Here is a 12,284-nt window from a genome sequence, read left to right as displayed (position 1 = left end):
ATGGAGGGAGAAGGCGTCCGGGAGCGGACGGCTGGGCGCGCGGCGGCACGGCGACGCGGACTCCAGCGATTTTACGCTCCCGCGGCTCCGCCCAGGCCCGGAGCGGGGCCCGGGGCGCGATCCGGGGCGAAGTCGCAGGCGGCTCAGCCGAGCCAGACCTCCTCCACCCGCGGGAACACGGCGTCGGCGGAGAAGCGCTCGCGGAAGCGCGCCCCGGCCTTCTCGACGACCTCGGCACGGGCGTCCTCGTCGGTGATGAGCTCGGTCAGCGCGGCGGCGAGGCCCTCCACGTCTCCGGGCGCGACCACGCGGCCGCAGCCGTCGCCGAGGACCTCGGGGATGCCGCCGACCGCGGTCGAGACGACGGCCGCGTCGCGGGCGAGGGCCTCGAGGATGAAGATCGGCATCGCCTCGTCGCGCGAGGGCAGGACGGCGATGGACGCCTCGTCGAGCAGGGCGAGCAGGCGGGCGTTCTCGAGCGAGCCGAGGAACTCGATCCCCGGGACGCCGCGGTCGACGACCTCCGGCTCGCGGATCGGACCGGCGACCAGCAGGCGCCAGCCCTCCTTGCCCTCGACCTGCGCCCACGCCTTCTGCAGCACGTCGACGCCCTTGCGGTGGCTGACGACGCCGCCGAAGACGACGGTGCGGGTCTTCTCGCGCGGGGTGCCCTGCTCGAGCGCGTTGGGTACGAGGTGCACGCGCTCGGCGGGGACGTAGCGGCGGCAGATCGCCGAGGTCTCCTCCGAGAGCGAGATGATCTCGTCCGCGCTGCGCAGCACGTCCTTCACCAGGCGCGGGTGCGCGGCGGTGAAGGCGGCGAACTCGCTGCCGTGCAGGTGGGCGACCGTGCGCAGGCCCAGGCGGTGCGCGAGGCGGAGGAGGGACCCCTCGCGGAGGAACGAGCCGCGCTCCGAGAGGTGGACGACGATCACGGCGCCGGGCTCGCGGCGCGCGATCGCGACGATGCGGGCGGCGGCGCCGGCGGCCAGGCGGGCCGCGGCGACGTGCTCCCCCGGAGCGGTGCGGGAGGAGATCACCCGGACGTCCGAGCGCTCGAACGGCCAGCGCAGGTACCCGTTGACGACCTGCGTCATGCCTCCGGGGACCTCTCCGCTGCGGCCGACGTGGTACACCCGCGTCTTCGGGCCGGCAGAAGCTGCCGCGGCGGCCGGGCGGCTGCGGGGCGGCACGGCGAGCAGCGCCTGGATGTCGTCGCGGACGCCGCGGAGGCGTCCGCGGGCGACGAGCAGCTTCTCGAGCAGCTCGCTCCGGCGGGCGACCACGGCGGAGAAGGTCTCGACGCCGGCGGCCGGGGTCGTCCGGGACATGTCGACGGTGACGTCGTGGATCCCGATGGTCTCGAAGTGGCGCGAGGCCTTCGTCGATCCGTCCATCTGCAGGCTCACCGGGGCCGCGCCCTCGGTGAACGCCATGATGATCACGTGCAGCCGGTCGCTCATCGCGACGCGGGCCGTGCGGTAGAGCTCGCGCAGCAGGATCTCGTGCTCGTCGTGGGTGTGCGCGGGATCCCAGTCGAGGATGTCCGCGTCGAGGTCGGCGGCGAGACGGCGGGAGCGCTCGGCGTCGACGGCGACCTGCGTGACCACGACGATGTCGAGGTCCTCGCGCTCGGCGAAGCCCTTGATCGCGGCCAGCCACTCCTGCTCGGGGTAGGGGCGGGCGTCCACCTCGTGGTCCTCGCGGAGGGAGAGGACCAGAATGCGCCGCTCCTCGTCGGGCTGCGCGGCGAACGCGGTCAGCTCCGCGTCGCTCGAGCCCTCGCCGTAGCCGAGGTCGGGCATGGCGGCGCCGACGCGCATGTAGCCGGCCGTCTTGTCGTCGCGCCAGCGGGTGTAGCTCGAGAGCGCCATCGAGGGCCACATGATCGCGCGGGGCAGCGGGGCGAAGTTGCGGGTGCCCACGCCGGCGCGGATCACGCGGCCGCCGCCGAGGCGCACGAGGGCGATGCCCGGGAGCATCACGAGGTGCTCCTTCATCCCGATCAGGGTCAGCTGGATCTCCCCCGGCTTGAACACCGAGTTCGCCCGGCCGGCGAGGGCCTCGCGGGCGAGCGCCGCGTACCAGCGCAGGAGCGAGCGGTACACCGTGTCGTCCGGGCCCAGGCGCAGGCCGTCGTCGTAGCCCCACGGCGAGTGGCCCACGTAGACGTGGAGCGGACCCGACTCGCGGAGCCAGTCGAGGAGCTGGCGGCGCAGGATGATGTCGCCGATGTTCTCGTACTGGCCGCGGCCGACGGCGAAGATCGATCGGGCAGGTGTCACGGGCGGGCCTTTCGGAGGGGTTCGCGTGGGGGTGACCGGTGCGGAGCGGGGAGCGTCGCGGGTCTCCCCGGTCGATCCTCCTGCCGCGCTGCCGTCGTGGGCCGGGCCGGCCGGGCTCCGCAGGAGCGGGCTCGGGGCCGATGGCGCCCCGGGCAGACTAGCGCAGGCGGGCTCGGCGGCTCGAGGAGGAGTGCTCGCGTCAACAGCCGTTGGTGACCAGGAAGGCCTTGAGGAACGCGCCGGTCTGGTAGACGTACTGGTTCACCAGGTAGTCCAGGCCCATCGGCTCGCCCGAGGGCACCATCGAGAGCTCGCCGGAGTAGCAGCGCTCGATGATCATCTCGGCGCGCACGAGGTGGGAGGCGTTGGTGATCACGATGACGTGGTCCCAGCCGTACTGCTCGGCCATGTCGCGCAGCTGCCGGGCCTCTCCCTGGGTCGTGAGCGGGTCGGCGGAGTAGCAGAGGACGTCGCCGCCGGGCTCATTGCACTTCTTGTACTTCTTGGCCTCGTAGGGAGCGTTCATCTCGCCGGGGCCGACCGAGAGCACCATCGTGTCCGTCGCTCCGGAGGTGATGATCCGGCGGGCGAACTCGACGCGCGCCCTCGTGGACGGGCCGAGCACGAAGACCGCGTCCGCCTGCTCGGGGATCGGGTCGATCGGGGGCGTGACGTAGAGCGGGATCCCGGCGCCGAAGAGGGCGAGCACCACGAGGGGGACGAGCAGGAGCCGTCCGATCACGGTGCGAGCGCGGACCCGGGGGCGCCTCAAGCGCTCCCGGGACGGCGGGGTGGACGGGCGGTCGCCGGTCGCGGTCGTGGCCGTGTCCATCGCGTCCTCCCTCTCGTCGGGACCGCCGCTCGCCCGCGGCGGGTGATCCGCGACGCGGGTGCGACGGCGATCACCAGTGGAGAGCCCATCATCGCAGTGTTTCGGCGCGGGGTCGGCCCGGTGAACGCCCGGTCAATTCTCTCGCCCAGCGGCCCGGCCCGGGGCCGTGTCCAGAGTCGCCGGATAGGGTCGCCGTTCCTCGACCGAGCAGCACTCCCCCTCGTCCATTCCGCGGACGGGCATTCCCGGAGTCCCCTCCCGATCCGACATCCGCCCTCCGATCCGTCGTCGACAGCGCGTGTGACCGTTCCGTGTACACGCATGCGCGGCGGTTCGCCAGTCCTTCAGCGGAATCGCTGATATAAGCCCGACCACCACGCCCGAATGGGGCACTACAACCTGAATCCGTCTCATCCAGCCATCAGTCGCAAGGCCCGTCTATAGCGTCGGGAGGACCAGCACCACCCCCTTGAGCAGCCCCCTCGAACCGCCCCCGACGCCCCCTCGAAGACCCGGAGCCGATCGTGAATCCTCAGACGACGCCAGACCCGACCCGCCCTCGCCGACGACGCGCACGCCTCTCCCTCACCACCGCTCTGATCGCCGCTCTCGGCATCCTGGTCGCCCCCCTCACGGCGCCCGCCGCCTCCGCGGCCACTCTCGACCCGGGCGCCGGGCAGAGCACCCGGATCCAGGAGACGAACTCCTCGCTGACCTACAGCGGCTCGTGGCGCACGATGACGGGCGGCGACAGCGGCGGCGGGATCAAGTTCCTCAACAGCACCGGCTCCGTCTCGTTCAGCTTCCGCGGCACCGGCTTCAGCTGGGTCAGCCGCACCACCGCCTCCGCCGGCATCGCCACCGTCACGGTCGACGGCGCGAGCACCTCGGTCGACCGGTACACGAAGACCACGGCGTACCAGGTCCCGGTGTTCACGAAGAAGGACCTCGCCGACACCGTCCACACGGTCAAGATCGCGTGGAGCGGCAAGGCCAACAGCTCCGCGAGCGACAAGAACCTCGTCATCGACGCGTTCGACATCACCCGCGCGACTCCCGCCACCGAGGAGCCGACCGACGAGACCGGCGGCGGCGAGGACGACGGCCCCGTACTCGACCCCTCCGGAGCGACCAGCCTCCTCGTGCAGGAGACCGACCCCGCGCTGCAGTACACCGGCTCGTGGAGATCGATGGCGGGCGGCGACAGCGGCGGCGGGATGAAGTACCTGACCTCCGCCGGATCGGTGAAGTTCACCTTCGTCGGCACGTCGTGGCGCTGGATCAGCCGGAAGACCTCCTCCTCCGGCATCGCCGCGGTCTCGGTCGACGGCGGACCCGTCACCAAGGTCGACCGCTACAGCTCGACCGCGCAGTACCAGGTGCCGGTCTACGAGACGACCGACCTCGCCGAGGGCACGCACACCGTGACCATCTCCTACACGGGGACGAAGAACTCCAAGTCGACCGACAAGAACCTGATCATCGACGCGTTCGTCCTCGCCGAGGACGGCCTCGCGACCGACGCCGTGGAGCTCTCCCCCCTGACCGACGGCTACACCGTCGCCTGGGACGCGCCCTTCAGCTCCCGGGTCGTCTCGTACGACGTGCACCGCTCGAACGAGGACGGCTCCGGCGACACGGTCGTCGGCACCGTCGCCGACCCGGTGCGCCAGTACCGCGACGAGACCGCCGAGGCGGGACGCGCCTACACGTACACCGTCACGGCGACCGACGACGCCGGCCGCGACTCGCGGCTGAAGGAGTCGGCCACCACCACGGCCGACCTCCTCGCCTCCCGCGCCTCGCTGCTCGCGGCCTTCGACTGCCCCGCCGCCACCAAGACGGTGTCGACCTCGGCGCAGCTCGTCACGGCCCTGACCAACCCCTCTTCCGGCGACGTCATCCGCCTGGCCGACGGCGTCTACACCGGCAAGTTCGCCCTCCGCGGCACCGCCGCCCAGCCCGGCTCGATCTGGATCTGCGGCTCGCCCAACGCGGTCCTCACCTCCGGATCCACCTCGAGCGGCACCGCGCTCATCCTGAACACGGTGAGCGACGTGCACCTCGTGGGCTTCTCGGTCCGCAGCTCCTTCCAGGGCATCCAGGTGCTCGCCAGCAAGGGCGTCCAGATGGCCGGCCTGACGGTGAGCGAGATCGGCTACGAGGCGGTCCACTTCCGCAACCAGACCACCGACTCCCTGATCGTCGGCAGCACCATCCGCCGCACCGGCATCGTCTCCGCCAAGTACGGCGAGGGCGTCTACGTCGGCACCTCCGACCGCAACTGGTGCGAGTACAACAGCTGCAACCCTGATCGCACGGCCCGCATCGCGGTCGTGGACAACGCGATCAGCGACACCGGCGCCGAGCCGATCGAGGCCAAGGAGGGCACCCTCGACGGCGACATCATCGGGAACACGGTCCTCGGTGGATCGCGGCTCGCCTCGGACGTCGTCTCGCTGATCCTGGTCTCGGGCAACAGCTGGCTGGCCGCGGGCAACTCCGCCGCGGGCACCACCACCTACGGCTACCAGGTGATCACCCGCGCCGACGGCTCGGGCAACGACAACACCATCAGCGGCAACCTCGCGCTGAAGACCAGCAACGCGGTGGTCTACCTCCACCAGCCGTCCAACTGGTCCACCAGCGGAAACACGCTGAGCTGCTCCAACTCCGGGAAGGACCTGATCGGGAACGTGGCCTGCACGCCGTGACCTGATCCGCTCCCCGCGCGCAGAACCGCCGCCGTCGTCCCCTCGACGGCGGCGGTTCTGCGTGTGCCCGCCTCCCGCCGACCAGGCGGGAGTCGGCGGAGTCGCGCGCCAGTACGGCGACTTCTGCGGACTCGCGGGGTGAGCGGGCTCCCGGGAGCCGGTGAGGCACCTGGTCCGGCCACGGCGGGCGCTGGAGAGGGCTGGACGGGCCGGGCAGGTCCCGGGGAGTCGAGCGGGCCCGGACGGCGACGCCGCCTCCTGTCGAGTCCGCGGAAGTGGGCGGAGTCGCGCGCGAGTACTGCGACTTGTGGGGGCTCGCGGGGTGAGCGGGCTCCCGGGAGCCGGTGAGGCACGTGATCAGGCCACGGCGGGCGCTGGAGACGCTGAGGAAGGACGGACGGGTGGGCCAGGCCCCGGAGAGTCCGCGGGCCCGGACGGTGACGCCGCCTCCTGCCGAGTCCGCGGAGGTGGGCGGAGTCGAGCGCGAGTACCGCGAGTTCTGCGGGCTCGCGGAGTGAGCGGGCTCGCGGAGGGGTGGAGGGGGCTGGAGTGCCGGCCAGGCGTCGGAGGGGCCGGCTGGGCCCGGAGAGAGGGCAAGCCGGGCCCCCGGGCACCGCGCAGTCCCCGGATGCGGAAGAGCGCACCGCGGCCGGGGCCGGGGTGCGCTCTTCCGCAGCGTGCGAGGACGCGATCAGACGATCGCGGGGGCCTTCTGCAGCTTGTGGCGGGCCAGGACGACCGCGCCGACCACGGGGGTGCCGGCGGTCTCGATCCAGTGCACGTCGGCGGCGGCCTGGGGCGAGTCGACCTTGCCCTCGATCAGAACGAGGACGGCTCCGTCGGCCACTCCGCGGAAGGTCGGCGACTGCTCGGTCGCGCCAAGGGTGCCGGTGACGATCAGGACGATGTCGTAGACCTTCTCGAGCTCCTCGACCAGCGCGCGGAGGGCGTCGGTCGGCATCGGCGTGCCGGCCTGGGCGCCGCCCGCGGGGAGCAGGTCAACGCGGTCGGTCGAGCGCTTGATGATCGCGTCGTCGAGCGAGGCGGCTCCGGCGAGCACCTCGCGCAGGCCCGGGCGTCCGCCCGAGGCGGAAGCGAGAGCCGAGCCCTCGGCGGTGCCGTCCACGATCACGACGGACGAGCCGAGCACGGCCAGCGCCTTGGCGAGCAGCACCGCGCTGGCGGTGTGCGGGGTCTTCTCGGACGCCGGGGCTATCGCGAAGGAGGAGTACGAGCGGGTGCGCGCGATGGCGGAGAGCTCGAACGCGACGGCCGAGTAGCGGGCCGGGATCTCGGTCGAGTTCAGCATCTCGTCGAGCTTGGTGGCCTTGACCGGGACGATGCCCAGCAGCGGCCGGTCGATCGCGGAGCGGACGTCGTCGCCGCTGCGGAGGCGGCGGTCGAGGGCGGTCATCACGATCGCCACTCCCACGCCGACCACGGCGCCGCCGAGGATGCCGAGCGCGAGCAGGACGAGGATGCCACCGGTGACCGGCAGCTCCGGCGGGAGCGCCTGGCTGAGCACCTGGAGCTGGATCTGCGGGACGGCGACGCCGTTCGTGGTGGTCGCCGGATCGGCGCCCTTCACGGCCGCGTCGAGCTGGGCGGCGACCGCGTTGGCGATGACCGCGGCCTGCTCGGGCGAGGGGTCGGTGGCCGAGATCGTGATGACCACGGACTCCGGCTCGGCGAGGACGGTCACGCGCTTGGCGAAGTCCTCGATGGGCTCGTCGATGCCGAGGCCGTCGATGACGCCCTGCAGGACGGTGTCCGAGGTGCCGAGGGCGACGGAGGTGACCGTGGCCTGGGAGGCGGCGCTGTTGGCCGCGACCCGGTCCGCGGTCGAGAGGACCCCGGACGAGGAGACCGCGACGTACACGCGTGCGTCCGCCTTGTACTGCGGGAGGAGGACGGCGTTGAGTACCAGGGCCGCCACGGCGCCGAGCAGAGCGAAGGCGACGATGTAGACCCACCTCCGGCCGATGCCGGCGAACAGTCCGTTCAAGGTCATGGTGTGTGGTGTCCCTTTCGTCGACTGCACCGGAGTGCAGGGGGTCTGACTGTAGCGTCGTGATGTGTCGTCCGCGTTGCGCGGACCCGGCCGCGAGGTTTCGCGCGGGAGCGGTGGATCAGAGGTGGGCCTGCAGGAAGGCGAGGATCGCCTTCTTGTTGTTCGGGGTGTTGTTCTGGAGCCCGTGGTGGCCGGAGCCGTCCACGCCGACCTCGGACGCCACTCCGGCGTCCTGCAGGGCGACCTGCATCGCGTCGGCCTGCTCGACCGGGACGAGCTCGTCCTCGGAGGTCAGCCAGATCTGCGGGGCGTCCGTGGAGTCGACCGAGGTGATCGGCGACGCGGGGATGCTCTGCGGGCAGGTCGTCGAGTCGATCTCGTCGCAGTCCAGGTAGGAGAGGATCTGCTCCTTCGCCTCGGGCACCGGCGTGCCCAGCGACATCCCGGTCTCGGTCATGTCGGCGACCGCCGAGAAGGCGACGACCGTCTTGACCCGCGAGCCCTCGGTGAGGGAGCCCTCGCCGAGCGTGCCCATGGTCGCTCCGATGATCGCTCCGGCGGAGCTGCCCATCACGCCGATGCGGGCGGGGTCGAGGCCGAAGCGCGTGACCTGCGCGGGCTCGCGCAGCCACTCCACGGCGGCCTGCGCGTCCTCGATCTGGCCGGGGTACCGGCTGTCCTGGAGGAGGCGGTAGTCGACGGAGACCGAGACGAAGCCGCGCTCGGCGTAGTACTCGCAGAGCTCGGTCATCCCGCCCTCGTCGCGGGCGCCGTCGACGAACCCTCCGCCGTGCAGCATCAGCAGCGCGGGGCGGTCGGTGCCGCCCGCGGTGGGGAGGCAGGCGTCGGCCTTCAGCGAGACGCCGTCGACCGAGCGGTACTCGATCGCCTTCTCCGTCGTGAAGCCGTCGGGCGTGCGGACGGGCTCGGGCTGCGAGGAGCAGCCGGCCAGCCCGAGGGCGACGGCCACGACGGCCGCCAGGACTCCGGCTCTGCGTGCTCGTGTCGTCTTCACTCGTGGGACTCCGCTCTCTTCTTCTCGTGACTGGGGGAGGTGCCGGGCTCATCGGCCGGGACCGCGACGGGATCGGAGACGACTCCGGGGCCGCGCGCAGGGACGGGCACGGGCTTGCGCCGCTTGCCGGGGCCGCCGAGGGCGGCCGGGGGGACGTAGATCCACTTGACCTTCGAGAGGTAGCGGGTCACGAAGAGCGAGAGGACGACCGCGAGCACCATCACGACCAGCAGCAGCGGCACCTCGAAGCCGCCGATCTCGGAGCGGTCCTCGGGGAGGATCACCCGCAGGATCGTGATGGCTATCACGATGAAGTAGAGGTGCAGCAGGTAGATGTGCAGGCTGCGCTCGCCGCAGATCGTGAAGAAGTTCAGGAATCGCACTCGTGAGAGGGCCCGCGACACGAGGATGCCCATCGCGACGGCGGCCATCTGGCCGGCGAGGGCGAGGAACGGCACCCAGCGGATCGGGAAGAGGAAGAGCACCGCGCTCAGCACGACGAAGACCGGAGTGACGTAGAGGAACGCGCGGCTCCCCTTCTGCTCGACGAAGTCGATGATCCTCTTCGAGTAGAGCGTGCCCACCAGGAAGAAGACGAACAGGGCGCCGATGCGGTTCCAGCCCACGTTGGTCGTGTTGAGGAGACCGGTGGTGAACATCGTCCCCATCACCGCGGCGAGGGCGACCTGCACGCGGTGGTCGACCTTGCGCAGGAGCCACGCGCCGAGCGTGAAGAGGACGAGGCCGTAGATGAACCAGTAGCTGCTGCTGGGCCAGAAGAACAGCAGGAGCAGGTTGAGCGGGTCGGTCGCGGGGAGCTCGCCGAGTCCGCCGTTCGCGAGCGGCACGACCAGGTAGAAGGCCATGCGGATCACGGACCAGACCACGTAGAGCCAGAGAAGCGGGTACAGCCTGCGGCGCCAGAGGTCGCCGAAGCTCCAGGTGCGGATGCGCGAGCCGAAGAGACCGGACACCAGGAAGAAGAGGGGCATCGGGAACAGCTCGAACACGACCTTGATGCGGCCGAGAGTGTTCTCGACCCCGATGTCACCGAGGTACAACGACGTGTGGTAGTAGACGACCATCAGGATGGCGGCACCCTTGGCGAAATCCACCCATTCGCGTCGGGCCCCGCCCGCAGGCTTCAGCAGCTTCATTCTCTCCCCCTTGTGCCCGGTCGTACCGCTCGTGAATTCCATCCGAGGTGAACAAGGCTCAGAGAAGGACGCAGGCTCGGTCGCAGAATGCGACCGAGGATCAAGACTAAGGGTGTATCGTCCGCGCCGCACATTCGACGGAATAGTGACGAGGACTCGATTGCCGGGAAGCGCACTCCGGCCTCTCCGCTCACCGGGGGGACGACGGTCACCGGCGTCCGTTCCCGGCGCTCATCGCCGCACGGTAGAGCGCGGGCGCCGCGGCGGCGAGCCCGAAGAGGACGGAGCGCTTCAGGTCGCGCCGGCGCACGAGCGCGACCAGGTGCCGGAGCCCCGCCTCGTCGTGCGCGGCCCGCCAGAGCCGGTCGGCCTCCTCGGGGCTGTGTGCGCCCGAGGTGGCGTCCTTGAAGCGGGAGAGCAGGGAGAAGCGCGCGCGGTAGTAGGAGTAGTCCTGCGAGTCGAGGAGGCGCGGGTCGAGCCCGCGGGCCGTCCGCTCGATCACGGCGGCGAGCCCGGCGAGCGAGTCGGCGCGCTTCGCGCCCGAGCGGATGATCGAGCCCGAGCGGAGGCGGTACTCGTAGACGGAGTCGGGGACGACGACGACCTCGTCGGCCGCGGCGAGCAGCTGCGCGACCTGCGCCTGGTCCGAGTGCTGGCGGATCCGAGTGAAGTCGATGCCGTCGAAGAGCTCGCGGCGGAACAGCTTGTTCCAGAGGTGCCCGGTCAGCTCCCCGACCAGGAGCGCGGTGAAGGCGCCCCGGCCCGAGAGCGCGAGCGGGCCGCGCAGGGAGCCGACGGGCGTGGATCCGGTGGCGTCGACCGTGACCGCCTGGGCGACCACCACGTCGGCGCGGCCCGCCTCCCCCGCGGTGAGCATCGCCTCGACCGCGGTCTCCGGCCACTCGTCGTCGGCGTCGACCAGCCAGACCCATTCGCCGGCGGCCTCGCCGACAGCGCGCTCGCGAGCGGCCGCGACGCCCTGGTTCTCGTCCTGGCGGAGGTAGCGGATCCGCTCGTGCTCCTCGGCGAACGCGCGGCCGATCGCCTCGGTCCCGTCGGTCGAGGCGTCGTCGACCACGAGGATCTCGAGCTCGGCGTGGGTCTGCCGCAGCAGGCGCTCCAGGGCGGAGGCGAGGTGCGCCTCCTCCTGGTGCGCCGGGACCACCACCGAGACGAGGCTCACTTCTGCCCCACGACCCGGCGGAGCACCGTCTCGAGGTCGCGGCCGCTGGACTCCAGCGAGAAGCGGTCGAGCCAGCGGTCGATGCCGGTGATCTCGAGCTCGCTCGCGCGGATCAGCGCGTCGGCGAGGTCGGAGGCGGAGGGGGTGAGCGCGAGCTCGCCGGTGAGGCCGGGGACGATCGCGTCCGCGACTCCGAGCGCCCCGGACACGGCGACCGAGGGGACGCCGGCGGCGGCCGCCTCGACCAGCACGTTGCCGAAGCCCTCGCGCAGCGACGGGAGCAGCACGACGGCGTTCTCGTCGAAGTGGTGGAACCAGTCCTCGACCCAGCCCATGTCCTGGAAGTCCACGCCGCGCGCGGTCGCCTCCGCCTTCATGCTGCCGAGCAGCGGGCCGCCGCCGAAGGAGACGACCTTCGCGGGGATGCCGCGGCGCTCCAGCTCCTCGGCCGCGAGGATCGCGAGCTCGGGGCGCTTCTGGACGACGAGGCGGCAGGGCAGCACGATCTGCAGGCCCGCCGCGGTGCCGGGGGTGCGCGAGACCTGGCGGGAGCGGTCGACCTTGGCGGTCGCCGGGTTCGGCACGACGGTGCAGCGCTCGCCCGAGACGCCGAAGCCGGCGACGAGCTCGCCTGCGACGGGGTGCGAGATCGCGATGACGTGGTCGGCGCGGCGGTAGAGCGTCTTGGCGAGCCCGAGCTGCACCTTCTGGGTCCTCGAGAAGCCCGGGATGCCGAGCGAGACGAGGTTGCGCTCGCTCACGATGGTCTTCGGGCGGTCCGCCTTCGCGGTCATCTCGGCCGAGGCCAGGAGCACGATGTTCGGGTAGCCCTGCAGGGCGACCGCGACGTCGGGGGTGCGGCGGCGGAACAGCTCCTTGAGCATCCGCGCCTTGCCGACGTGGCCCTTGCCCTCGCCGATGCGGTGCAGCACCGCGCCCTCGGGGAGGTACTCGTCGGTGCCCTTCACCGAGGTGGTGACCACGTCGACGTGGTGGCCCTGCTCGAGGAGCCAGCCCATCCAGGTGCGGGCGACGAACTCGGCCCCGCCGCCGTGCAGCGACGTGACGACGAACATGATCCGCATGC

8 protein-coding genes are annotated in these 12,284 nt (G+C 71.7%); 1 reads left to right on the top strand and 7 read right to left on the bottom strand.

Annotated features, from left to right (window positions below):
* Positions 1-143: 143 nt before the first annotated feature.
* Both C5D50_RS06120 and C5D50_RS06115 read right to left on the bottom strand, forming a co-directional pair.
* Positions 144-2,285, bottom strand: a complete 2,142-nt coding sequence (locus C5D50_RS06120; RefSeq protein ID WP_104283056.1) for a glycosyltransferase family 4 protein — start codon at positions 2,283-2,285, stop codon at positions 144-146.
* Positions 2,286-2,484: 199 nt separating this feature from the next.
* Positions 2,485-3,117 (bottom strand): YdcF family protein, encoded by a 633-nt coding sequence (locus C5D50_RS06115; protein WP_104283055.1) that lies wholly within the window; start codon positions 3,115-3,117, stop codon positions 2,485-2,487.
* 524 nt (positions 3,118-3,641) lie between these two features.
* On the opposite strand from C5D50_RS06115, the gene C5D50_RS06110 reads away from it, so the two are divergent.
* Positions 3,642-5,831, top strand: coding sequence for a hypothetical protein (locus C5D50_RS06110; protein WP_104283053.1), 2,190 nt, complete (start codon positions 3,642-3,644; stop codon positions 5,829-5,831).
* Positions 5,832-6,522: 691 nt separating this feature from the next.
* On the opposite strand, the gene C5D50_RS06105 is transcribed toward C5D50_RS06110, so the two are convergent.
* The 5 genes from C5D50_RS06105 to C5D50_RS06085 all read right to left on the bottom strand — a co-directional run bounded on the left by C5D50_RS06105 (position 6,523) and on the right by C5D50_RS06085 (position 12,282).
* Positions 6,523-7,842: a Wzz/FepE/Etk N-terminal domain-containing protein gene (locus C5D50_RS06105; protein ID WP_104226623.1), complete on the bottom strand. Its 1,320-nt coding sequence runs from the start codon at positions 7,840-7,842 to the stop codon at positions 6,523-6,525.
* A gap of 118 nt (positions 7,843-7,960) precedes the next feature.
* Positions 7,961-8,857 carry an alpha/beta hydrolase gene (locus C5D50_RS06100; protein ID WP_104247646.1) on the bottom strand — a complete coding sequence of 299 codons (897 nt, stop codon included), beginning with the start codon at positions 8,855-8,857 and terminating at the stop codon, positions 7,961-7,963.
* Positions 8,854-10,014: an acyltransferase family protein gene (locus tag C5D50_RS06095; protein ID WP_104353481.1), complete on the bottom strand. Its 1,161-nt coding sequence runs from the start codon at positions 10,012-10,014 to the stop codon at positions 8,854-8,856. The genes C5D50_RS06100 and C5D50_RS06095 overlap by 4 nt, the downstream gene beginning before the upstream one ends.
* Positions 10,015-10,222: 208 nt before the next feature.
* Positions 10,223-11,197 (bottom strand): glycosyltransferase family 2 protein, encoded by a 975-nt coding sequence (locus tag C5D50_RS06090; protein ID WP_181137312.1) that lies wholly within the window; start codon positions 11,195-11,197, stop codon positions 10,223-10,225.
* Positions 11,194-12,282 carry a glycosyltransferase gene (locus C5D50_RS06085; RefSeq protein WP_181067812.1) on the bottom strand — a complete coding sequence of 363 codons (1,089 nt, stop codon included), beginning with the start codon at positions 12,280-12,282 and terminating at the stop codon, positions 11,194-11,196. The genes C5D50_RS06090 and C5D50_RS06085 overlap by 4 nt, the downstream gene beginning before the upstream one ends.
* Positions 12,283-12,284 lie beyond the last annotated feature (2 nt).

Source organism: Rathayibacter sp. RFBD1 (genome assembly GCF_002932915.1).
GTDB lineage: Bacteria > Actinomycetota > Actinomycetes > Actinomycetales > Microbacteriaceae > Rathayibacter.
The sequence above is the reverse complement of the archived record's forward strand: the minus strand, read 5'-3'. Positions and strand labels throughout refer to the sequence as shown.

Bases quoted from the DNA above. Each gene is read 5' to 3' on its own strand.
- C5D50_RS06115 (WP_104283055.1), bottom strand. From the start codon at position 3,117: ATGGACACGGCCACGACCGCGACCGGCGACCGCCCGTCCACCCCGCCG.
- C5D50_RS06105 (WP_104226623.1), bottom strand. From the start codon at position 7,842: ATGACCTTGAACGGACTGTTCGCCGGCATCGGCCGGAGGTGGGTCTAC.
- C5D50_RS06095 (WP_104353481.1), bottom strand. From the start codon at position 10,014: ATGAAGCTGCTGAAGCCTGCGGGCGGGGCCCGACGCGAATGGGTGGAT.
- C5D50_RS06085 (WP_181067812.1), bottom strand. From the start codon at position 12,282: ATGCGGATCATGTTCGTCGTCACGTCGCTGCACGGCGGCGGGGCCGAG.